The sequence below is a fragment of the Mycetohabitans sp. B46 genome (assembly GCF_037389205.1).
In the GTDB taxonomy this organism is placed as follows: Bacteria; Pseudomonadota; Gammaproteobacteria; order Burkholderiales; family Burkholderiaceae; genus Mycetohabitans.
The window spans coordinates 244,061-266,663 of record NZ_JADBGL010000001.1; the positions used below are offsets into that span (position 1 = coordinate 244,061).

Annotated in this window: 24 protein-coding genes and 1 tRNA gene; 18 read left to right on the forward strand and 7 right to left on the reverse strand. The window is 63.6% G+C overall.

All coding sequences use genetic code 11. The features are described 5' to 3' along the window. Positions 1-205 precede the first annotated feature (205 nt). The gene (locus IHE30_RS01150; protein WP_337688142.1) at positions 206-772 is read right to left on the reverse strand and encodes an adenine phosphoribosyltransferase; all 567 of its coding nucleotides are present in this window, start codon (positions 770-772) and stop codon (positions 206-208) included. A gap of 79 nt (positions 773-851) precedes the next feature. Beyond that, positions 852-2,855: a cation:proton antiporter domain-containing protein gene (locus tag IHE30_RS01155; protein ID WP_337688143.1), complete on the reverse strand. Its 2,004-nt coding sequence runs from the start codon at positions 2,853-2,855 to the stop codon at positions 852-854. Positions 2,856-3,009: 154 nt separating this feature from the next. On the opposite strand from IHE30_RS01155, the gene IHE30_RS01160 reads away from it, so the two are divergent. From IHE30_RS01160 to IHE30_RS01210, 11 genes are all read left to right on the forward strand, one after another. Next, positions 3,010-3,993 carry a KpsF/GutQ family sugar-phosphate isomerase gene (locus IHE30_RS01160; RefSeq protein ID WP_337688146.1) on the forward strand — a complete coding sequence of 328 codons (984 nt, stop codon included), beginning with the start codon at positions 3,010-3,012 and terminating at the stop codon, positions 3,991-3,993. Between the two features lie 7 nt (positions 3,994-4,000). Continuing rightward, on the forward strand, positions 4,001-4,531 hold the full coding sequence (locus tag IHE30_RS01165) for a KdsC family phosphatase (RefSeq protein WP_337688147.1): 531 nt from the start codon (positions 4,001-4,003) through the stop codon (positions 4,529-4,531). 3 nt (positions 4,532-4,534) lie between these two features. Next, on the forward strand, positions 4,535-5,140 hold the full coding sequence (lptC, locus tag IHE30_RS01170; RefSeq protein ID WP_337688149.1) for an LPS export ABC transporter periplasmic protein LptC: 606 nt from the start codon (positions 4,535-4,537) through the stop codon (positions 5,138-5,140). A gap of 27 nt (positions 5,141-5,167) precedes the next feature. After that, positions 5,168-5,872: a lipopolysaccharide transport periplasmic protein LptA gene (lptA, locus tag IHE30_RS01175; protein ID WP_337688150.1), complete on the forward strand. Its 705-nt coding sequence runs from the start codon at positions 5,168-5,170 to the stop codon at positions 5,870-5,872. Continuing rightward, positions 5,869-6,648: an LPS export ABC transporter ATP-binding protein gene (gene lptB / locus IHE30_RS01180; protein WP_337688151.1), complete on the forward strand. Its 780-nt coding sequence runs from the start codon at positions 5,869-5,871 to the stop codon at positions 6,646-6,648. The genes lptA and lptB overlap by 4 nt, the downstream gene beginning before the upstream one ends. 171 nt (positions 6,649-6,819) lie before the next feature. Next, complete coding sequence (locus tag IHE30_RS01185; RefSeq protein ID WP_337688152.1) at positions 6,820-8,343, forward strand: RNA polymerase factor sigma-54; 1,524 nt, start codon at positions 6,820-6,822, stop codon at positions 8,341-8,343. A 185-nt stretch (positions 8,344-8,528) separates the two neighbouring features. Then, positions 8,529-8,879 (forward strand): ribosome hibernation-promoting factor, HPF/YfiA family, encoded by a 351-nt coding sequence (gene hpf, locus IHE30_RS01190; RefSeq protein ID WP_337688154.1) that lies wholly within the window; start codon positions 8,529-8,531, stop codon positions 8,877-8,879. Between the two features lie 256 nt (positions 8,880-9,135). Next, entirely contained in the window at positions 9,136-9,591 is a 456-nt protein-coding gene (locus tag IHE30_RS01195; RefSeq protein WP_323072966.1) for a PTS sugar transporter subunit IIA, read from the forward strand. Positions 9,592-9,688: 97 nt separating this feature from the next. After that, complete coding sequence (gene hprK / locus IHE30_RS01200) at positions 9,689-10,657, forward strand: HPr(Ser) kinase/phosphatase (RefSeq protein ID WP_337688379.1); 969 nt, start codon at positions 9,689-9,691, stop codon at positions 10,655-10,657. A gap of 54 nt (positions 10,658-10,711) precedes the next feature. Then, the gene (gene rapZ / locus IHE30_RS01205; RefSeq protein WP_337688380.1) at positions 10,712-11,626 is read left to right on the forward strand and encodes an RNase adapter RapZ; all 915 of its coding nucleotides are present in this window, start codon (positions 10,712-10,714) and stop codon (positions 11,624-11,626) included. Between the two features lie 24 nt (positions 11,627-11,650). Further along, positions 11,651-12,289 carry an LON peptidase substrate-binding domain-containing protein gene (locus IHE30_RS01210; RefSeq protein WP_337688160.1) on the forward strand — a complete coding sequence of 213 codons (639 nt, stop codon included), beginning with the start codon at positions 11,651-11,653 and terminating at the stop codon, positions 12,287-12,289. A gap of 6 nt (positions 12,290-12,295) precedes the next feature. Here the strand turns inward: IHE30_RS01210 and mutY are convergent, their stop codons facing one another. Both mutY and mutM read right to left on the reverse strand, forming a co-directional pair. After that, positions 12,296-13,423 carry an A/G-specific adenine glycosylase gene (mutY, locus tag IHE30_RS01215; protein WP_443193573.1) on the reverse strand — a complete coding sequence of 376 codons (1,128 nt, stop codon included), beginning with the start codon at positions 13,421-13,423 and terminating at the stop codon, positions 12,296-12,298. Next, positions 13,424-14,254 (reverse strand): bifunctional DNA-formamidopyrimidine glycosylase/DNA-(apurinic or apyrimidinic site) lyase, encoded by an 831-nt coding sequence (gene mutM, locus IHE30_RS01220; RefSeq protein ID WP_337688163.1) that lies wholly within the window; start codon positions 14,252-14,254, stop codon positions 13,424-13,426. It abuts the gene before it with no gap. A 91-nt stretch (positions 14,255-14,345) separates the two neighbouring features. Between mutM and IHE30_RS01225 the strand changes: the two genes are divergently transcribed. The 7 genes from IHE30_RS01225 (at position 14,346) to pth (ending at position 20,510) form a co-directional block, all read left to right on the forward strand. Then, positions 14,346-16,136, forward strand: a complete 1,791-nt coding sequence (locus IHE30_RS01225; protein ID WP_337688165.1) for a tetratricopeptide repeat protein — start codon at positions 14,346-14,348, stop codon at positions 16,134-16,136. 110 nt (positions 16,137-16,246) lie between these two features. Further along, positions 16,247-16,831: a lipoprotein insertase outer membrane protein LolB gene (lolB, locus tag IHE30_RS01230; protein WP_337688382.1), complete on the forward strand. Its 585-nt coding sequence runs from the start codon at positions 16,247-16,249 to the stop codon at positions 16,829-16,831. 35 nt (positions 16,832-16,866) lie between these two features. After that, the gene (gene ispE, locus IHE30_RS01235; protein WP_337688167.1) at positions 16,867-17,769 is read left to right on the forward strand and encodes a 4-(cytidine 5'-diphospho)-2-C-methyl-D-erythritol kinase; all 903 of its coding nucleotides are present in this window, start codon (positions 16,867-16,869) and stop codon (positions 17,767-17,769) included. A 52-nt stretch (positions 17,770-17,821) separates the two neighbouring features. Continuing rightward, positions 17,822-17,898 (forward strand) — tRNA-Gln (locus IHE30_RS01240). An 81-nt stretch (positions 17,899-17,979) separates the two neighbouring features. Beyond that, positions 17,980-18,933 (forward strand): ribose-phosphate pyrophosphokinase, encoded by a 954-nt coding sequence (locus tag IHE30_RS01245; RefSeq protein WP_337688168.1) that lies wholly within the window; start codon positions 17,980-17,982, stop codon positions 18,931-18,933. Between the two features lie 186 nt (positions 18,934-19,119). After that, complete coding sequence (locus IHE30_RS01250; RefSeq protein WP_337688170.1) at positions 19,120-19,737, forward strand: 50S ribosomal protein L25/general stress protein Ctc; 618 nt, start codon at positions 19,120-19,122, stop codon at positions 19,735-19,737. 173 nt (positions 19,738-19,910) lie between these two features. After that, positions 19,911-20,510, forward strand: a complete 600-nt coding sequence (gene pth, locus IHE30_RS01255) for an aminoacyl-tRNA hydrolase (protein ID WP_337688171.1) — start codon at positions 19,911-19,913, stop codon at positions 20,508-20,510. Between the two features lie 61 nt (positions 20,511-20,571). Here the strand turns inward: pth and IHE30_RS01260 are convergent, their stop codons facing one another. From IHE30_RS01260 to rsmD, 3 genes are all read right to left on the reverse strand, one after another. Then, positions 20,572-20,844: a YfhL family 4Fe-4S dicluster ferredoxin gene (locus IHE30_RS01260; protein WP_337688172.1), complete on the reverse strand. Its 273-nt coding sequence runs from the start codon at positions 20,842-20,844 to the stop codon at positions 20,572-20,574. Positions 20,845-21,005: 161 nt separating this feature from the next. Then, entirely contained in the window at positions 21,006-21,521 is a 516-nt protein-coding gene (gene coaD, locus IHE30_RS01265; protein ID WP_337688174.1) for a pantetheine-phosphate adenylyltransferase, read from the reverse strand. A 153-nt stretch (positions 21,522-21,674) separates the two neighbouring features. Beyond that, positions 21,675-22,388 (reverse strand): 16S rRNA (guanine(966)-N(2))-methyltransferase RsmD, encoded by a 714-nt coding sequence (rsmD, locus tag IHE30_RS01270; RefSeq protein WP_337688176.1) that lies wholly within the window; start codon positions 22,386-22,388, stop codon positions 21,675-21,677. Positions 22,389-22,603 lie beyond the last annotated feature (215 nt).

The window sequence follows — 22,603 nt, forward strand, 5'->3', positions numbered from 1 at the left end:
GATGATTTTACCGCGTCTTCCACTGCACAACGCGGCAACCCGGGCGCCAGCGCGATGAAGGCCGCGCGCCTCTACAAGACGTTCCGCGCGAGTACTGATAGGTGGTCCAGGCCAGACCCGGCGCGACGGTGATCGCCACGGACGTGGCGACGAGCAGCGACAATTCAGGCATCGCCTCGCTCCAGCCAATGATGGCCACAGCGGCTCAAAACGTGCACACGGTATAGAGCGGCGCCCCAGCATTGCGCAGCAGCGTTGAGCCTCCCAGCTCGGGCAGATCGATGATCGCCGCGCACTCGACGACGCCTGCGCCGAGCCGCTCCAGCAGCGCGCGCCCGGCCATCATCGTGCCGCCCGTGGCAATCAAGTCGTCGATGAGCACGATGCGCTCACCTGGGCGGCATGCATCCGCGTGAACTTCGACCGTCGCCTCCCCATACTCGAGCGAGTAGGACGCTGACACGGTCGTGAACGGCAGTTTACCTTTCTTGCGGATCGGAATGAAGCCCACATTCAGCTCATAGGCGAGGATCGGTCCGACGATAAATCCCCGCGCATCCAGCCCTGCGATGTAGTCTAGCCGCTGGTCGATATAGCGCTGCACGAACAGGTCGACCAGCACTCGCAGGCATTTCGCGTCCTGCAGCAGCGGCGTGATATCGCGAAATTGCACGCCAGGCTGCGGCCAGTCGGGCACAGTACGGATATGCTGGCGGATATAGGCGGCAGGGTCAGTCAGCACCGCCGGTGGCGGCGCAGCGCGCGCTTGCATGGTGTCTTCCTTGCGGATTGGGCGCCGGGTGTGAAACCCGCGCCGGGTTCATTCGGACGTCATTCGGCTGCGTGCCGTGCTAGGTCGGCTGCGTTGCCGCACCACGCCGCGCGCGCAGCAGCCGCTCCTCGGCCAGCGCGAGCGCGTCGGGCAAGCCACGCAGCACGACGATGTCGCGCGCGCGCAGTTTCGTATCGCGATCGGGCTCGACACCCCGTATACCATGCCGGCGGATCGCGGTGACCTCGATACCCATTTCGAACAACCCGAGCTTGTCCAGGCTCTGGCCAACTGCGTCGGCACTTTCGTCGATCGACACCGATTGTAGCCTCACCTGCTCGATGCCGTCCTCATTCAGGTCGTCCGCGCCGTGGAAATAGCCGCGCAACAGGCTGTAGCGCTTGTCGCGCAATGCCTCGACGCGCCGCAGCACGCGGCGCATCGGCACGCCAACCAGCACCAGCGTATGCGATGCGAGCATCAGGCTGCCTTCCACAATTTCTGGGATCACCTCGGTCGCGCCCGCGGCCAGTAACCTGTCCAGGTCGGCGTCGTCCACCGTGCGCACGATCACCGGCAGGGTTGGCTCCAGCTCATGTACATTATGCAGCACCTTCAGCGCCGAAGACGTATTCGCATAGGTGATCGCGAGCGCCGCCGCTCGATGGATACCGGCGGCCAGCAGCGATTCCCGGCGCCCCGCGTCGCCGAACACGACCTGCTCGCCGGCCGTTGCCGCGGCGCTCACGCGGTCTGGATCCAGATCCAGCGCGACATACGACAGGCCCTCATGCTCGAGCATCCGCGCCAGGTTCTGCCCGCTGCGTCCATAGCCGCAGATGATCACGTGCCCCTGCTGCTTGATGCTCTGCGTCACGATGCGCGTCATCTGCAGTGACTGCGTTGTCCATTCGGTCGAGGACAGGCGCAGCACGATCCGGTCCATCGCATGGATAACGAACGGTGCCGCCAGCATCGACAGCAACATCGCCGCCAGGATCATTTGCATCAATTCGTCCGAAATCAGGCGTTGCTCGCGAATCAGGTTCAGCAGCACGAAACCGAACTCGCCGGCCTGCGCGAGCGCGAGTCCGGTGCGCATCGCCACGCCGGGCATCGCGCCGAACAGGCGAGCTAGGCCGGTGACCAGCGCCGCCTTCAGCAGCAGCGCACCGACCAAGAACAACAGCACCATCAGCGGGTGCTGCCATAGCACCCGCGGGTCGAACAACATGCCGGTGGTGATGAAAAACAAGCCCAGCAGCACGTCGCGAAACGGCTTGATGCCCTCCTCGACCTGATGTCGATAGGGCGTCTCGGAAATCAGCATGCCGGCAATAAACGCGCCGAGCACCTGCGACAACCCGAACGTCTCAGTGATGAACGCGGCGCCCAGCGTCATCAACAACACGTTCAGCATGAACAGCTCCTGCGAGCGCCGCCGGACCACCACGTTGAACCAGCGAGTCATGAACCGATGTCCGACCAGCAACAAAATCGTCAGTACCACGGCGGTCTTGATCGCAGCCAAGCCGAGCGCGATCGCCAATCTCTTTGGATCAGCCCCGAGCGCGCCGATCACGAGCAGCAGCGGCACCACGGCCAGGTCCTGGAACAATAGGATGCCGAAGATGTTGCGCCCGTGCGCGGACTCAAGCTCGAGCCGTTCGGCGAGCAGTTTGCTGACGATCGCAGTCGAGGACATCGCCAGTGTGCCGCCGAGCGCGACGCTCGCCTGCCAACTGATGTGCAGCCAGGCGCGCGTGGCCAGGCCGGCGAGCACGGCCAACGCAATGGTGGCCAATACCTGCGACAAGCCCAGCCCGAACACGATCGTGCGCATCGAGCGCAGCTTGGCGATCGAGAACTCCAGCCCAATCGAGAACATCAGGAACACTACGCCGAATTCAGCTAGGTACTGTACCCGCGCCGAATCGCTCACCATGCCCAGCGCATGAGGGCCGACGAGCATGCCCACGCTCAAGTAGCCGAGCATGGGCGGCAGGTTCAGCATGCGAAAGATCACGACCCCGGCCACCGCGGCCAGCAATAGAAAAAGCGTGAGTTGAAGCGGCGATGTCATGCGGGCCCTTGCGTCGGTCCTTTCAGTGGTCAGCATCGACGTACGCAAAGCCGGGCGGTAGCGGCCGGCGCACACACGGCAGCGCCCTCAACGCTTTGGGCGCCGCGCCGCCGGGTACGCCGCGAGCTAAAGGCGCGTTTGCTATACTCCGCGCATGATAGCGAAAATCAATGGCGCCCGGGCATTGCAGTTGGCGCAGCACGTGCTCGACATCGAGGCAGAGGCCATCCGGGGCCTAAGTACGCGCCTGGACGGCGAGTTTGTTGTCGCGGTGGACATGTTGCTGGCCTGCAAGGGGCGCGTGGTGGTCTCAGGCATCGGCAAGTCAGGCCATATTGCGCGCAAGCTGGCGGCCACGCTGGCGAGCACCGGCACACCCGCGTTCTTTGTCCATCCGGCCGAGGCGAGCCACGGCGACCTAGGCATGGTCACCGCCGACGACGTGTTCATCGGTTTGTCCAACTCCGGCGAATCGGAGGAATTGATTGAGATCCTGCCGCTAATTAAGCGACTCGGCGCAAAATTGATCGCGGTGACCGGCCGGCCGGAATCGAGCCTGGCCAAGCTGGCCGACGTGCACTTGAATGCGCGCGTGCAGAAGGAGGCGTGCCCGTTGAATCTCGCGCCCACGGCCAGCACCACAGCCGCGCTCGCGCTGGGCGACGCACTGGCGGTGGCGGTGCTCGACGCGCGCGGCTTTTCCGCCGACGATTTTGCGCGCTCGCATCCGGGTGGTACATTGGGCCGGCGCCTGCTGACCTATGTGCGCGATGTGATGCGCACCGGCGACGAGGTGCCGCGCGTGACACTGCGCGCGACGGTGCGAGACGCGTTGTTTGAGATCACCGCGAAACGGCTAGGCATGACCGCGATCGTGGACGGGAATTCGCGCGTGGAGGGCATCTTCACCGATGGTGATTTGCGCCGCGTGCTGGAGCACAACGGCGACATCCTGGGCCTGCCGATCACCGACGTGATGACACACAAGCCACGCACGATCAGTGCCGCACAGCTAGCGGTCGAGGCCGTGGCACTGATGGAGCGATTCCGCATCAGCCAGATGTTGGTCGTCGACGCCGATGGCATGCTGATCGGCGCGCTGAACACACACGACCTTTTTTCTGCCAAAGTCATCTGATCCGACCATGGCCCTGACCGCAATCGAACGTGCCGCGCGCGTCAAGCTGATGATCTTCGACGTGGATGGCGTGCTAACCGACGGCACGTTGTACTTCACGCCGGATGGCGATGCAATGAAGGGCTTCAACTCGATGGACGGCCATGGGTTGAAGCTGCTCGAGCAGGCCGGCATCGCGACCGCGATCATCACCGCGCGCAATTCAAGGATCGTCGAATTGCGCGCGCGCGAGATCCACGTATCATATTTATACCAGGGGATCAGCGACAAGCTTGTCGCGTTCGACAAGCTGCTGAATGCCGCCGGCGTCACCGCGGATGAATGCGGGTATATGGGCGACGACTGGCCCGATCTGGCGGTCATGCTGCGCGTGGGCTTCGCCGCCGCACCGGCGAGCGCGCACTGTGAGGTACGCAGTCGCGCGCACTGGATCGCCACCGCACGCGGCGGTCACGGCGCCGCTCGCGAGGTCATCGATACACTGCTGCGCGCGCAGGGCCGGTATGACGGCCTGCTCGCGGCGGCGTGCGCAGGCTAAGCGATGCGCGAGATGCGCGTGTCCGCCTGGTTGCCGCTCGTGATCATGGCGGTGCTCGCCGCCGGCACGTACTGGCTGCTGCAGAATACGCTACCGCGCCCGTCGCAGGGGAGATCGGCGGACAAGGCGCATACGCCGGACTATTTCGCCGACCACTTCTCGATTTCAATGCTGGACGAAAGTGGCGTGACGCAGTACCGGATCGCGGCTGCGTCGATGGTCCACTACGAGGACGATGCGGCGACGCATGCGACGCTGCCGGCAATCCGTGTGTTCGCGCCGAGCCAGCCGGTCGTCACCGCCACCGGCAAGCGTGCTGTCATTAATGCGGACGGCTCGATCGTGGACCTGTACGATGACGCGCGCATTGTGCGCGACGCAGGTCCGGCCGATCCGCGGATGCAAGCCGACTCCGAGCACTTCCGCGTGCTGACCAACGACGACATCATCCAAACCGAAAAGCCGGTTAAACTGCTGCGCGGCCTGTCCCAGATGACGGCCAATGGGATGATCTACAATAACGTGACCCGTGAAATGCGTCTGCTCGGCCAGGTACGCGGCATCATTGCCGCGTCCGACACGGCGGCAGGCGGACCGTTCGGTCAATGACGGGTACCTCTTTCTCGCACAACGCGCATGAACCCAATGTATGACCGCCCCGTGTCTGCGCGCACGCTGCATCCAAAGCGCTGCGCCGGGGCAAGCCGTGCCCGCACAGCGGGCGGGCGGATCGTGTCGACGCTGGCCGTCGCGCTGCCGCTTGCGCTGTCACTGCCCGTCGCGCACGCCGAGCGCGCGGATCGCGACAAGCCGCTCAACATCGAAGCGGACAACATGACGTACGACGACCTGAAGCAGCTGACGGTCTTCACCGGCCACGTCGTCGCAACCAAGGGCACGATCCTGATCCGTGCGGACCGCGTAGAGGTCAAGCAAGATCCGCAAGGCTACCAGCACGCCACCGGCACCAGCAACGGCAACACGCCATCGTATTTCCGGCAGAAGCGCGACGGCATGAACGAATACATCGAAGGCAACGCGGTGCGCATCGACTACAACGGCAAACAGGACCTGACGACGTTGACCACGCGCGCCGTCGTGCGGCGCCTGCAGGGGTTATCCAAGCTCGTCGATGAAGTGCGCGGCAGTGTGATCACCTACGATGGCCAGAAGGACTTTTACACCGCGCAGTCGGGCAAGGATGTTGCGGGACCGGGCAATCCGAGCGGCCGCGTGCGCGCGATGCTCACGCCCAGCACGGGGGGCGGCGCGCTGCCCCAACCGGCCAGCGACGTGACGCTGTCCCCCTCCACGACGCTGCAAGGAACGTCGCAGCCATGAGCGCATCGGCTTTGCCCGTGTCCGCCCCGGCTGCGACCAGCACGCTGTCGGTGCGCAATTTGCGCAAGCGTTACGGCGCGCGCACCGTCGTCAAGGACGTGTCGCTCGACGTGAAAAGCGGCGAAGTCGTCGGGCTGCTCGGTCCGAACGGCGCCGGCAAGACGACCTCGTTCTACATGATCGTCGGACTGGTGCCGCTCGATGCCGGCGAGATTATGCTCGACGACACGTCGATCAGCCTGCTGCCGATCCACAAGCGCGCCCGGATGGGGTTGTCCTATCTGCCACAGGAGGCGTCGGTATTTCGCAAGCTGTCCGTCAACGAGAACATCCGCGCGGTGCTGGAGCTGCAACTGGACGAGCGCGGCAAGCCGCTGTCCAAACAAGCGGTATCGGCGCGTGCCGACGCGTTGCTCGAGGAACTGCAGATCGCGCACCTGCGCGACAATCCGGCGATGTCGCTGTCCGGCGGTGAGCGGCGCCGTGTCGAAATCGCGCGCGCGCTTGCCACCCGCCCCAGCTTTATCTTGCTGGACGAGCCGTTTGCCGGCGTGGACCCAATCGCCGTGCTGGAAATCCAGAAGATCGTGCGCTTTTTGAAGGAGCGCGGCATCGGCGTGTTGATCACGGATCATAACGTGCGCGAGACACTCGGCATCTGCGACCACGCGTACATCATTAGCGATGGCAGCGTGCTCGCGGCCGGCGCGCCCAAGGAAATCATCGCGAACGAGAGCGTGCGCCGCGTGTACCTGGGCGAACATTTTCGTATGTAATGCCTTCGCTGGGGCGGGCTCCCGCCCCAGCCAGCGCCGAGCTGGCGACGCCACTGCACCAGCGGTGGGCTCCCGCGTGCCGACTCGTCCACCCATGCACAAAACGGGCCAACGTGTTCCCTCAAGGTTCCGCCAACGTGGCAAACTGGCTACAATGAAAAGCAATTTGCCATGAAAGCAAGCCTCCAACTCCGTCTATCACAGCATCTGGCGCTGACTCCGCAGTTGCAGCAGTCGATCCGGCTACTACAGCTGTCGACGCTCGAATTGCAGCAGGAGGTCGCCACGGCGATCGCGCAGAATCCCTTGCTGGAAAACGAGAACGACTGGATCGCGAGCCCGTTGCGGGTCGCCGCGGACGGCTCACTGGTGCCGTCGCAAAGCAGCGCGCTGCCCATTGGCATGGCCGAGGCGCCAGCCCCGGTGTCCGGCGGCGCCAGCGGCGTGAACGGCGAGCGTGCGCAAAGCGCGGAGCCGGCCGCCGTCGACGAATACAACGGCATGAGCAGCGACAGCGGCACCGACACGGCGGCGTGGAACCTGGACGACTATGTGCGTCCCGGTGGCGCCTCCGACGAGGATGACATGCCGCCGCTGCAGCTGCACGAATCCACGGTCAGCCTGCGTGAGCATTTGGGCACGCAGTTGCGCCTGACCCAGGCTAGCCCGCGCGACCGCGCGCTGGTCACGTTTCTGATCGAGTCGCTGGACGACGATGGCTACCTGAGCGCGAGTTGCGACGAAATCCTCGCCGATTTGCCGGCCGAGCTTGAGGTCGACGCCGATGAGCTGAACGCGGCGCTCGCGCTGCTGCACAGCTTCGATCCGGCGGGAGTCGGGGCGCGCTCGGCGTCCGAGTGCCTGAAGCTGCAATTGCTGCGGCTGGAGCCGAGCGCCACGCGCACGCTGGCGCTGGAAATCGTGTCGAACTATCTGGAGTTGTTGGCGGCGCGCGACTTCACGCGTCTGCGCAAGCATCTGAAGGCCAGCGACGACGCGCTGCGCGACGCGCACGCGCTGATCCGCTCGCTCGAGCCGTTCCCCGGCGCCGCGTACGGCAAGGCCGAGGCCGACTACGTGATGCCAGACATCATCGTGAAGAAAACCTCGCAGGGGTGGCAAGCGGAATTGAACCCCGAAGTTGTGCCGCGGCTGCGGGTCAACCACTTATACGCTAACATCCTGCGCAGCAACCGAGGCGACCCAAGCAGCGGTTCGTTGCGCCAGCAACTGCAGGAAGCGCGCTGGCTGATCAAGAACATCCAGCAACGATTCGACACAATTTTGCGCGTCGCACAAGCGATCGTCGAGCGTCAGCGCAATTTTTTTGCGCATGGCGAGATCGCGATGCGCCCCTTGGTTTTACGAGAAATTGCTGATACGCTAGGCCTGCATGAGTCGACTGTATCGCGGGTCACGACTGGGAAGTACATGCTGACGCCCTTTGGGACGCTTGAGTTCAAGTACTTCTTTGGCTCACATGTGTCGACCGACACGGGGGGCGCCGCGTCATCGACCGCGATCCGCGCGCTTATCAAGCAACTGATAGGAGCCGAAGACCCAAAATCACCTCTTTCAGATAGCCGCATCGCTGAACTGCTGGCCGAACAGGGCTTCGTGGTCGCACGCCGAACTGTGGCGAAATATCGCGAAGCGCTGAAGATCCCAGCTGTTAGCATGCGTAAGTCGTTATAGCCTACTGCATGTTGCGGTGGGCGTTTACCGGCCGCGGCGCTTAGATAAGCTAGGGTCAGGAGCCGGCCGATATCGACCCGCCACGCCTTTTTGTCACGACGGGGGCACGTCACAAGCGGGACGAGGCTCGAGCGGCGCCGGATCATGCCTTTGCGCCAGCGGCTATTGAGCACGGAGAGGCAGCTATGAACCTGAAGATCAGTGGACATCACCTGGAAGTCACGCCCGCCCTGCGCGAATATGTGGTCGCGAAGCTTGAACGAGTGCTCAGGCATTTTGACCAGGTGATTGATGGCACTGTGCTACTGGCCGTGGACAATCACAAGGAAAAGGAAAAACGGCAAAGGGTGGAGGTCAACCTGCACCTAAAGGGCAAGGACATCTTTGTCGAGAGCGCGAATGGCGATCTGTACGCGGCGATCGACATGCTGATCGACAAACTCGACCGTCAGGTATTGCGATACAAGGACCGGCTGCAAGGTCACCAGCATGAGGCGATCAAGTATGTGCCTGTTCCCGAGCAACCGGCACCCTGAGCGCGGCGCCGATCCGCGTTAGCAAAGCCGCCCGCCGCTGGGCGGCTTTTTCGTTACCCGCACGCGTTGTATCGCGCTGGCCGAACCTGCGTTTGCGCGTTGCACCATGCGCAACTCGCCTGATCTATAATGTTTTGGTTACCATAGTTGACCCCTATAAAATCATCAGCCGGAAAGCGTCTGCCGTGAGTCGTCGCGCGGCCCTCGGTGCTGGCCGACAGCCCGTGCGCGATATAACTGCTTTTCGCCTGTCTATATGAATCGTTTAGCTAAAATCCTGCCAATTGAGAATGTTGTGCTGGGTCTGTCCGTTACCAGCAAGAAGCGGGTTTTCGAGCAAGCCGGCCTGATCTTCGAAAATCAAAACGGCATTGCCCGCAGCGTCGTCACCGATAACTTGTTTGCGCGCGAACGGCTCGGCTCGACCGGTCTGGGCGAAGGCGTGGCGATCCCGCATGGGCGCATCAAGGGGCTGAAGCAGCCGCTGGCGGCATTCGTGCGGCTTGCCGAACCGATTCCGTTCGAGTCACCGGACGGGCAGCCGGTTCAATTGCTGATCTTCCTGCTTGTGCCAGAACAGGCGACGCAGCAACATCTCGAAATCTTATCCGAGATCGCACAACTGCTATCAGACCGGCACGCGCGCGCGAGCCTGTCCACCGAGCCGGACCGTGGCGCGCTGCACCAACTGCTGACTCAGTGGCAACCCTGATCCCCGCGACGCGTGCGCTTCCAACACAATGGACTCCAGCGCAGGCGCACCGCACCGCGATGAGCCGCGCCGCGCGACGCAACCCGAGAAGGCCACCATGGATACGTCCAGCATCAACGCGCAAAGCATCTTCGACGACAACGCCGCTTCGCTGAAGCTGAGCTGGCTGACGGGTCATGAAGGCTGGGACCGCGGTTTCTCGACGGAAACCGTCGCCAATGCGACCTCCAGCGCCGATCTGGTCGGCCACTTGAACCTGATCCATCCGAACCGGATTCAGGTGCTGGGCGAAGCCGAGGTCAACTACTACCAGCGGCAAAGCGATGAGGATCGCTCGCGCAACATGGCCGAGCTGATCGCCCTTGAACCGCCGTTCCTGGTTGTGGCCGGCGGCGTGGCAGCGCCGCCGGAGTTGGTGCTTCGCTGCACGCGCTCCTCGACGCCGCTGTTCACTACGCCGATGTCCGCCGCCGCCGTGATCGACAGCTTACGGCTGTATATGTCGCGTATCCTGGCACCGCGCGCAACGCTGCACGGCGTGTTCCTCGACATCCTCGGCATGGGGGTACTGCTGACCGGCGACTCGGGGCTAGGCAAGAGCGAGTTGGGGCTGGAGTTAATCAGCCGCGGCCATGGACTAGTTGCGGACGATGCGGTCGACTTCGTGCGGCTCGGCCCAGATTTCGTCGAAGGCCGCTGCCCGCCGCTGCTGCAGAACCTGCTGGAGGTGCGTGGCCTCGGGCTACTCGACATCAAGACGATTTTCGGCGAAACCGCGGTGCGTCGAAAAATGAAGCTCAAGCTGATCGTGCAACTGGTGCGCCGCCCCGACGGTGAATTCCAACGCCTGCCGCTAGAAAGTCAGACGGTTGACGTACTAGGCTTGCCGATCACCAAAGTCACGATCCAGGTTGCGGCCGGCCGCAACCTCGCCGTGCTGGTCGAAGCTGCCGTGCGCAATACGATTCTGCAATTGCGCGGCATCGATACGTTACGTGATTTTATGGAGCGCCAGCGGCTCGCCATGCAGGATCCGGACGGACAATTTCCAGGCAAGCTGATCTGAAGCGGCCCGAAGCGCTGCGGCGCTGCTATGATGAAACGCATGAACCCTGACTCGATGCGAATCATCCTGATCACCGGCATGTCCGGGTCTGGCAAATCGGTGGCACTCGCGGCGCTCGAGGATGCCGGCTACTACTGCGTCGACAATCTGCCGCCACGGTTTCTGCCGGAACTCGTGGCATTCCTGTCCCGGGAGGGCCAGGCGCGGCTCGGCGTCGCGATCGACGCGCGCTCGGCCCGCTCGCTGGACGAAATGCCGGAAATCATCCGTGCACTCGGCCGCACCCACGATGTTCGCGTGCTGTTCTTGAATGCGAGCACGCAAGCACTGATCCAGCGGTTCTCCGAGACGCGCCGCAAGCACCCGCTGTCCGCGTCAATGGCGAACGACGCGCTCGATGGCACGCAGGCTTCGCTGGCCGATGCGATCGAGCACGAACGAGAGCTAGTGGCCAATCTAGCGGAATTCGGACACCAGATCGACACCAGCAGCCTGCGCGCCAACACGCTGCGCGCCTGGGTCAAGCAGTTCATCGAACACGACCAGACCGGTCTCGCGCTGATGTTCCAGTCGTTCGGCTTCAAGCGTGGCATTCCGCTGGACGCCGATCTGGTATTCGACGTGCGGACCCTGCCCAACCCCTATTACGATCAGGATCTGCGGCCGCTGACGGGGCTCGATCCGCCTGTGATCGACTTTCTTGCCGCCACGCCGCTGGTCGGCGCGATGATCGACGATATCGCCGAGTACCTGTCCAAGTGGCTGCCGCATTTCCGCGACGACAATCGCGCGTACCTAACCGTGGCGATCGGCTGCACCGGCGGGCAGCATCGCTCCGTCTACATTGCCGAAGCACTCGCCGCGCGCTTCGCGAGCGATGCAAACGTGCTGGTGCGGCATCGCGAGATCGCCAGCGCGCACGGTGGTAGCGCGCCGTTTGCCAGCACATCGGCCCGAGCGCCCGGCTAGCCGCGCCAACCGAGCACGAAACGTATGCCAACCGTCTCATCCGATACCCCTGCCGAGCTGCCTCTGTTCCCGTTGCGCACGGTGCTGTTTCCTGGTGGCCTGCTGCCGTTGAAGGTGTTCGAGGCCCGCTACCAGGACATGACCCGCGACTGCCTGCGCAATCATGCGCCGTTTGGCGTATGCCTACTCAAGAGCGGCAGCGAGGTGATCCAGCCGGATGATCCGCCGGTGCCCGAATCGATCGGCTGCCTGGCCGAAATCGTCGATTGTGACGTGGAGCGTTTCGGCTTGATGCATATCCGCGCCCGAGGCACGCGCCGCTTCCGGTTGTTGTCGCATCGGACCGAGCCCGACGGCTTGCTGCGCGGCCAGGTGCAGTTGCTGCCCGAAGACCGCTCGCTGAGCGGCGACGAGCGCATCGCGAAGTTCGGCGCGTGCGCAGAGGTGCTTGAGCGGATCGTCGCCACGCTGTCCGAGCGTGATCTGGGCAATTTGCCCTTCATCGAGCCGTACGCGTTCGACGATCCGAGCTGGGTATCCAACCGGCTTGCCGAAGTCCTGCCGATCTCCGTGCGCGCGCGGCAAAAACTGATGGAAGTCCTCGATGCCGGCGCGCGGATCGACGTCGTGCATCACTACATGCTGCAGCACCAACTGCTGTAGCCCAGACTACAACAACGTTCCGTCCAGCGCATTGAGCAGCTTGCGCACCGGCGCGGGCAGGCCATAGTCGCCGATGGCATCCAGCCGCACCCATGCCGTGTCCGCCTGTGCGTCGCGCACGGCGGCCCGCGGCTCGCCCACCAGTTGCGCAAGCCGCGGCTCGATTTCAAGGCGAAAATGCGTGAACGTGTGTGCCAGCGAGGCAAGCGGCGTCAGCACGACCGGCACACCGCCGAGTTGCGCCGCGCGCGCGGCAAGCGCGTCCGTGTCCGGCGCCTCGGGCAGGCTCCAGAGCCCGCCCCAGATGCCCAACGGCGGGCGTTTTTCGAGCAACACCTGATCGGCACTGCGCAGCACCAGCATCATCGTGCGGCGCGTCGGCACGGCCTTTCTGGGCCTAGCGGCCGGCAGTTCGCGCTGCCGGCCCGTCAGATGGGCCACGCACGCGTGCGCAAACGGGCAGCGGCCGCAATCGGGCCGGCCCCGTACGCACAGCGTCGCCCCCAAGTCCATCAGTCCTTGCGTATACGCCACGATTGGCTCGACCGGCGCACCCTCGTACTGGCGTATGCCCTCGGACGCCTCGCCGGACGCCGGCAGCAACGACTCGGCCAGCGCCCACATCGCTTTCTCCACGCGCTTGTCGCCCGGAAAGCCGTCAATCCCGAAAATCCTCGCGAGCACGCGCTTGACATTGCCGTCTAGGATTGGCGAGCGCACACCAAACGAGAATGCAGCAATTGCCGCCGCCGTCGAGCGGCCAATCCCCGGCAGTGCCGCAAGTTGCTCCACGGTCTGCGGGAACACGCCGCCATACTGCTGGACGACGACCTGCGCGCACCGGTGCAGGTTGCGCGCGCGAGTGTAGTACCCCAGTCCACTCCATAGCGCCATCACGTCGTCAGCCGCGGCAGCTGCCAATGCGTGAACGTGCGGAAAGCGTGCGAGGAACCTCGAATAATACGGAATCACCGTCGAGACCTGCGTCTGCTGCAGCATGATCTCCGACAGCCAGACTCGATACGGGTCCCGGCTGCGCTGCCACGGCAGCTCATGCCGCCCATGCGTGCGCTGCCATGCAATCAGGCGCGGCGCGAAATCAGCGGGTTCTATGTTGGCCTCCAAGGGATCGATTTAGCGCTGGCAGCGCGTGCAGTAATAGGTCGAGCGCTGCCCTTGCACGATGTGCCGGATCGGCACGCCGCAGGCATGACAAGGCAGGCCGGCCCGATCATAGACGAAATAGTCGAGCTGGAAATAACCGCTCTCGCCGTGGCTGCCGACAAAGTCGCGCAACGTACTGCCACCTTTGTCGATTGCCGCCGCCAGTGTCGCGCGAATGGCGTCGGCCAGCCGTTCATAGCGCGGCAGCGACACGCGTCCCGCCGGCGTACTCGGCCGAATGCCGGCACGAAACAGGCTCTCGGATGCATAGATGTTGCCCACACCGACGACAATGTCGCCAGCCATCAGCGCCTGCTTGATCGACACCGTACGCCCGCGCGTGCGGCGATGCAGCAGCGTGCCCGAAAACGCGCTCGAAAAGGGCTCGACTCCAAGGCTGGCTAGTAAAGGATGCTCGAGCACGCCGCCCGACGCGCGCGGGTGCCACAACACCGCACCGAAGCGGCGCGGGTCACGAAAGCGCATCACGAACTCATCGAAGACCCAGTCGATATGATCGTGCTGAGCGGCGGGCGGCAACGCGGGCAGGTTGCGCAGCACGCGCAGCGTGCCGGTCATCCCCAGGTGCACGATGAGCCATCCGTCGTCCAGCTCGAACAGCAAGTACTTGCCACGCCGTTCCACTTTGTGGATCACACGTTGCTCAAGCTCGCGCGCCAGCGTGGCTGGCACCGGCCAGCGCAGCGCGAAATTGCGCACCTCGACGCGCTGCACGCGTCGTCCAGCGACATACGGTTCGATTCCGCGTCGCGTCACTTCAACTTCCGGCAGTTCTGGCATGTCTAACAGGCAGGCGGGTGGACACACCGTGGTCCACGCCCGCTATTGTAGCCACCGCGTTACAATCCATCGAAACATTGACTGGATTTCCATGAACCTGCTTCTTGCCAAGCTGCTCCACCGGGGCCCGGCGCGCCCGGCGGCGGCGGCCGTGTTGCTCGCCGTCTCGCTCGTGCTCGCACGGCCCGCCACCGCGCAGGACAACGACTCGCCGGAGTTGACCGATATCATCAGCACGCCAACGCCCGATGAGCAGAAGGCGCTGCCGCGCCTGCCGCTGACGAGTCAGGTGGTTTACCAGGTGCTAGCCGCCGAGATCGCCCTGCAGCGCAACCAGCCCGCGCCGGCCTACCAAACTTATCTGGCATTGGCCCGCGACACGACGGATCCGCGCTTCGCGCAGCGCGCCACAGAAATCGCGCTGCTTGCGCAAAGCCCGGTCGACGCGATGAACGCGGCACACCTGTGGCAACAGTACGCGCCCCAGTCGGACCGTGCCGCGCAAATTGATGCCTCGCTGCTGGTGCTGGCTGGCAAACCCGAGGAAGCTAAGCCGCTGCTGGAACAGCAATTGGCGAAGGTCGCGCCGGATAATCGCGCCAATGCGCTGATCGGGCTGCAAATGCTGCTGGCGCGCGGCCCGAACCGTACCTCGGGCCTGCATGTGCTGCAGAATTTGTTGCGTCACGACATGGATAAGCCAGAGGCGAACTACGCGATCGCCCGGCAGCAGGCGCTTGCGCAGGACCGCGATGGCGCGCGCCAGTCGCTGCAAGTCGCGCTGAAGGAAAAGCCCGACTTCCTGCCCGCGGTGCTGCTGCTCGCGCAACTCGGCCCGCAGGATCGCGCGGAGGCCACGCAGCGGCTGTCGCAATACGTGCGGAAGAATCCGCAGGCGCGCGAGGCGCGGATGTCGCTCGCCCAGTTATATCTGGCCGGCGACCAGCTGGACGACGCGAAGGTCGAGTTCACGCGATTGGCCAATGACGACAGCCACGACCTGCTGCCGTTGATGGCGCTTGCGCTGATTGAGATCCAGCAGCGGCACTGGCCAAGCGCGAAGCAATATTTGCAACGCTACGTCGCGGCCGCACAAAGCCAGCCAAACGCCGATCCGGGCCAGGCATACATCTATCTGGCGCAAATCGCGCTTGAGCAAAAGGACAACCAGGCTGCGTCGCAATGGCTGGACAAGATCTCCCCCGGCAGTACGCAACATCTGGCGGGGCAGATCACACGCGCGCAGATCATCGCCCGCGACGGCAAGCTCGACGACGCGCGCAACCTGCTCGCCGGACTCAAGCCGACGGCGCCACGCGAAGCGGCGCTGCTCGCGCGTATCGACAGCGCGATCCTGTTCGACGCCAAGCGCTATGCCGAGGCCGAGGCGCGGCTCGCGCAAGCGGCCAAGGCGTTCCCGGACGATCCGGACCTGGTCTACGACTACGCGATGGCAGCCGAGCGCAGCGGTCACTACGACGTAATGGAAAAGCAATTGCGCGATTTGATCCGGCTGCAACCGGAGAACCCACAGGCTTATAACGCACTCGGCTATTCGCTCGCGGACCGCAACCAGCGGCTGGACGAAGCCTATAAGCTGATCGAGAAAGCATTGTCGTTGGCACCGAACGATGCGTTCATCATGGACAGCGTCGGCTGGATCAAGTATCGGCTCGGCGACAAGGCTGATGCGGTGAAGGTGCTGCGTCGCGCGTACGACTTGCAGCCGAACGCGGAGATCGGCGCGCATCTGGGCGAGGTGCTGTGGGAAAACGGCGATCGCGACCAGGCCCGCGCGGCGTGGCGCGACGCACGGAAACTGGAACCGCACAACGACACGCTGGTCAAGACGCTGAAACGTTTCCAGATCGACGACCTGTGATGAACCGAATTGCGCTACTGGCCGGCGTGCGCGCCCGGTCTGCTCGTCGTGTCTCGTCTGTTCGCCGCGTGTTGCGCGGCGCCGCTAGCGGCCCGCGGCAGCCGCGCGCCATGCGCCACTGGTGTGGCGCACTCGGGCTCGCTGCACTGCTGGCCGCCTGCGCGACGCCACAGCGGCCCACTGCGCCCGGTGTCGGCACAGGCGACGCGCAGGCCAGGCAAACTGTGCACGCATACTATGGACGCTTCGCGGTCAGCTACGAGGACCAGAATGGGCAGCCGCGCAACGCGTATGGCAATTTCGATTGGCAGGAAACCGGCCAGACCGTCAAGCTGCAATTGCTCAGCCCGCTCGGTCAGACGCTGGCCATCATCGCGTCGGCCCCAGGATTGGCCACCCTCGAGTTGCCCAACAAGGCGCTACAGACGGCACCGAGCGTATCCGAGCTAATGCAGGGCACGCTGGGCTTCTCACTGCCGGTCGAAGGGCTACGCTACTGGTTGCAGTCGTCCGTGTCGCCAGACGCGCGCGCGTCGACTTCGACTGACAGCGCCGGCCGCCTGAGCCGCGTCGAGCAGGACGGCTGGACGATTGAATACCTGGCGTACGCCGACGCGCCGGCAAGCCGCGTCAAGCGCGTGAACCTGACGCGGCAAACGCCACCGCTGTCGGTCAAGCTCGTACTGGACCAATAAGCCGCGCACGGGCCTGCACGGCGCGATGAGCTCCCATGACTGAAACCGAAGACATGCTGCGCGACTGCGCAGCCCCTGCGAAGCTGAATCTTTTCCTACATGTGACCGGCCGCCGCGAGGACGGGTACCACGAACTGCAGACGGTGTTCCAGTTGCTGGACTGGAGCGACATGCTGCATTTCCGGCGCCGCGACGATGGCATGGTGCGCCACCTGCGGCCACTGGACGGGGTCCCCGAGCAGGCCGATCTAAGCGTTCGAGCGGCGAAGCTGCTGCAGCAGCACAGCGGTTGCCGCTACGGTGTGGAGATCGACATCGACAAGCGCTTGCCAATGGGGGCCGGCATTGGCGGCGGCAGCTCGGATGCGGCAACTACACTGCTCGCGTTGAACCGGCTGTGGCGGCTACATCTGCCGCGTGCGACGCTGCAAGCCCTGGCACTAGAACTGGGCGCCGACGTGCCGTTCTTCGTGTTCGGGCGCAATGCATTTGCGCAAGGCGTGGGCGAGCAACTGCAACCGGTTCAACTGCCGGCGCGCACGTTCCTGGTGGTTAAACCCGCGGTGCATGTGCCAACTGCTGAAATTTTCCGCTCTGATGCATTGACAAGAGACACCAAACGCATCACAATTATGGACTTTCTTGCACGGCAAAACATCGCCGAGGACAATACGGCAAGCGAAGCGGGTTGGCCAGATCATTTTGGCCGAAACGACATGCAGCCGGTTGTCGCAGGAAAATACGCAGAAGTGGCGCAAGTGTTGGATTGGTTTTCGACAATCGCGCACGCACGTATGACGGGATCGGGTGCGAGTGTATTCGCAGCATTTCCCAGCAGGGCGGAAGCGGAGTTGGCGCAAGCAAAGCTCCCCGTCGGCTGGCAAAGTGCGATAGCATCAAGCCTGGACCGCCATCCACTGTACACTTTCGCGTCATAAAAGGTTTCGCCGCGTCGGGTACGAGAGTCCCGGCCAGGCAGACGGTTCGTGTAGGGGAGTCGCCAAGTTGGTTAAGGCACCGGATTTTGATTCCGGCATTCGAGGGTTCGAGTCCTTCCTCCCCTGCCAGTTACCCATAGCGCGGGCATGATCTTGCCCTGGCGCCACACGCTCCATCCCATGCCACGCCCCCCGAGTAGCAGGTGCACGATGAACAGTGACGGCCTGATGGTATTTACTGGCAATGCGAATCCTTCGCTTGCGCAGGAAGTCGTCAAAACCCTGGGTATCCCTCTTGGCAAAGCGATGGTCAGCCGCTTCTCGGACGGAGAAATCCAGGTCGAGATCCAGGAGAACGTCCGGGGCAAGGATGTGTTCGTCTTGCAGTCGACCTGCGCGCCGACGAACGACAACCTGATGGAGTTGATGATTATGGTCGACGCGCTCAAGCGCGCATCGGCCGGACGGATCACGGCGGCCATCCCATACTTCGGCTATGCGCGGCAGGACCGCCGCCCGCGTTCGGCGCGCGTCGCGATCTCTGCGAAGGTCGTCGCCAACATGCTGGAAATCGCCGGTGTCGAACGGATCATCACGATGGATCTGCACGCCGATCAGATCCAAGGCTTCTTCGATATTCCGGTTGACAACATCTACGCGACGCCGGTGCTGCTCGGCGACCTGCGCAAGCAAGCGTACGATGACCTGCTGGTCGTGTCGCCGGACGTCGGCGGCGTGGTACGCGCGCGCGCGCTGGCAAAGCAGCTGAACACCGATTTGGCGATCATCGACAAACGCCGCCCGAAGGCAAACGTCGCCGAGGTAATGAACATCATCGGCGAAGTCGAGGGTCGCACTTGCGTGATCATGGACGACATGGTCGACACCGCCGGCACGCTATGCAAGGCCGCACAAGTGCTGAAGGAGCGCGGCGCGAAGAAAGTGTTCGCGTATGCAACGCACCCAGTGCTGTCCGGTGGCGCAATCCAGCGCATCGCGGACTCGGCGCTCGACGAGCTGGTCGTGACGGACACGATTCCGCTAGGCAAGGACGCACTGGAATGCTCGCGGATTCGTGCATTGTCATGCGCCGGCCTGCTGGCTGAAACGTTCTCGCGGATTCGTCGCGGCGACTCGGTGATGTCGCTGTTCGCCGAGCATTGAGCCTGGCTGTATTCCGGCAAGGCCGCCCTCGAGTGGCGCTGCCGGCCCGCGGTGCGCAGCCACGAACGCGCGCCGCGTATTTCGGGGCCGACTGGATCCGTGCCGGATTCGACGGCCCCGTTTTGATGACCCGGGCAGTTTGCCCGGACCCACTGCCTGGTCGCGGGCAGTCATTGGAGAGACAATATGAAAGTAGTCGCTTTCGAACGTAGCCAGCAGGGAACGGGTGCGAGCCGCCGCCTGCGCAATGCCGGCAAGACGCCGGGAATCGTGTACGGCGCTGGCACCGAACCGAAGTTGATCGAGTTGGACCATAATGCGCTGTACCACGCGCTGAACAAGGAAGCGTTCCATTCGTCGATTCTCGATCTCGAGATCGCCGGTGCGACCGAACAAGTGCTGCTGCGCGACGTGCAGTACCACCCGTTCCGTCGGCTGGTGTTGCACGTGGACTTCCAGCGTGTCGACGCAAAGACGAAGATCACGGTGAAAGTTCCGCTGCACTATATGAACCAGGAAGGCTCACCGGCGGTGAAGCTCGGTGGCGGCGTGATCACGCACGTGCTGAACGAAATCGAAGTATCGTGCCTGCCGGGCAACCTGCCCGAGTTCATCGAAGTCGATCTGGCCAACTTCGAGTTGAACCAGTCGTTGCACGCGAAGGATGTCAAGCTGCCGGCCGGTGTTGAACTGACGCCGCACGTCGAGCAGGAAAACCCGGTGATCGTATCAGCGACGCTGCCTGCGGGCGCGGTCGCGGACGAAGCAGGTGAATCGTCGGAAGGCGGGACGTCGGCCGCATAACGCGGTACAGACACTGCATACGGGGACGCAGCACTGCGTGCCCGTCACATCATAGAATCGATCCTCTCGATCCGCTGGTACGATGCGACGAAGTCGGATCAGCGGGACGAAGTAACCCGCCGAGGCCATGCCCGGCGGGTTTTTTAACCGAATTCACGAGCGGCACGACCGTCATGATCAAGTTGATCGTCGGACTTGGCAATCCAGGCGCCGAATATGCGGCCACGCGGCACAACGCAGGATTCTGGTTCATCGACCAGCTCGCCCACGAAGCAGGCGCCACGCTGCGCGACGAACGGCGCTTTCACGGCGCCTATGCGAAAACGCGTCTGCACGGCGGGGAAATTCACTTGCTGCAACCCCAAACGTTCATGAACCGGTCCGGGTTGTCCGTGGTGGCCGTGGCACAGTTCTTCAGGATCCTGCCCCAATCCATCCTTGTCGTTCATGATGAGTTGGATTTGCCGCCGGGCGTCGCGAAACTCAAGCTGGGCGGTGGCAGTGGCGGACACAACGGCTTGAAGGATATTTCCGCTCATCTGTCGACGCAGCAATATTGGCGTCTGCGTATCGGCATCGGCCATCCGCGGGACCTGATTTCGGAGGGCGCGCGCGTGGGCGCCAAACCCGACGTGGTCAATTTTGTGCTGAAACCGCCGCGCAAGGAGGAACAGCAACTCATTGACACAGCCACCGACAAAAGTCTCGCGGTGATGCCGTTGATCGTCAGTGGGGAGATGGAACGCGCGATGATGCAACTGCACCGCGCTTAAGCACGCTAGAGTGGCGTGGCCGCAACGGCGGCACAGGGTGATGGGACTGGCGCGGAGTGGCTCAGCATTCGCCGTCGGCGCGCTGATCGGCCGCCATCAGCGCGCGATACTTGTCCATAAGCTGCTCACGGGTCTCAACCCGCTCAGGGTTCACCGGGATGCACTCGACGGGACACACCTGGACGCACTGCGGCTCGTCGAAATGACCGACGCACTCGGTGCAGTGATTCGGATCGATCAGATAAATTTCCGGCCCCATCGAAATCGCGCCGTTCGGGCACTCGGGCTCGCAGACGTCGCAATTGATGCACTCGTCGGTAATCATCAAAGCCATACGACCCACCAACTTTCCGAGAAAAAACAATATATTATAACTTTTTCCGGCCTGCTCCTCGGGTCGGCATCGTTGCGACGTAGCGTCCGAGCCAGACGCGATAAGCCGTGCTTCTTCGACACTCTCGCTGCTGCCGCGGCGCCAATTGGCGTCGGCGGTCCTCAACCGCCAACCGCAGCTCGCGGTGTCCCAGCCTCCATGCTAGCGACCTTGTCCTTGAGCCACCTTTCCACTGAAGGAAACACGAACTTGCTGACATCACCGCCTAATTGCGCAATTTCCCGCACGATCGTGCCAGAAATGAACTGGTATTGATCCGACGGCGTCATGAACATTGTTTCGACGTCCGGCAGCAGGTAGCGGTTCATGCCCGCCATCTGGAACTCATATTCGAAGTCCGACACAGCACGCAGGCCGCGCACGATGACCCGGGCATTGTTGGCACGGACAAAGTCCTTGAGCAGCCCCGAGAAACTCATCACTTTCACGTTGGGATAGTGACTCAACACCTCCTGCGCAATGTCCAAGCGCTCTTGCAACGAGAAAAACGGCTTTTTGTTGCGACTGTCAGCCACCCCGACCACCAGCGTGTCAAAAATGCTGGAGGCACGGCGCACAAGATCTTCATGACCGCGGGTAAGCGGATCGAATGTACCGGGATAGACCGCGACTACCATGACATATTCTCCTCTCGCTTAACAAGCCGGCGGCACAATGCGCGGTAGCGCCGGCACTCGCCTCCACCATGCCCGGCGGCAAGCAGGACCAGTACAGCGGTGGCCGGCGTGACGTCGCGGGAAAACGCCGCCAGCTCGTTTTGGGAACGCGCATTATTCACTATTTTCGCGCCGCAGCAAATGATAATGCACCGCGCCGGCGCGCGCGTGGCGTACGATGCGCCATCCCTGCAGCGACGGCCAGCCGGGCGTGGCGGCGACGCCCTGCTGCGCTTGAGCGTCCAGCACCGCAGCCAATGGCGCACCAGATTCGACATAGATTGCACCGCCGGGCGCCACCAGCGGCAACACAAGCGTCAGCACACGTCCAAGCAGGTCGGCATCGAACGGCGGGTCGAGAAACACGATATCGAACCCCGCCGGCGCGAGGCCGGCCGCCAGCCGCAACGCATCGGCCTGCACGATGTCGATCGCCTGCGCATCCAATTTTTGCCGAATCGCGCCTAGTTGCGCAGCCGCGCGCGCATCGCGCTCGACCATCACCACACGTTGCGCGCCGCGCGACGCGGCTTCGAAGCCGAGCGCCCCGGTGCCGGCGAATAGGTCTAGGCACACCAGGCCATCGAGCTGCTGACCCAGCCAGTTAAACAAGGTTTCGCGCACACGGTCTGGCGTCGGTCTGAGCCCCGCCAGATCGAGGACTGGCAGCGGCGTACGTTTCCAGATGCCGCCGATGAGGCGGACCTGGTGCGGCGCGTGACGCGTCGCGGCAACGCGGCGCGATGCTGCGGCACCGGCGGCACGCGTTTGCGGACCCGCGGGGGCGGCAAACGAGGTACGGGCGCGCGTGCGGGACGAATGGCTCATCGATTCATTCCATTAGGCTGTCATGACGCGGGAACAGCCGCCGTCGCCGCGCGCAGCCAGCCATCCTCCCGCGCCGAGGTTGGGAAAAGGCCACCTTACCATAGCCGGCGCGCAAGCTTAGAAGCACATGCGGCGCTCTGCTAGAATGTCCAATCTGCCGCCGGTGCCCCGTTGCCGGCCCCGACGTCGCCCGCCCGCGGCGCACGCACCGCCCA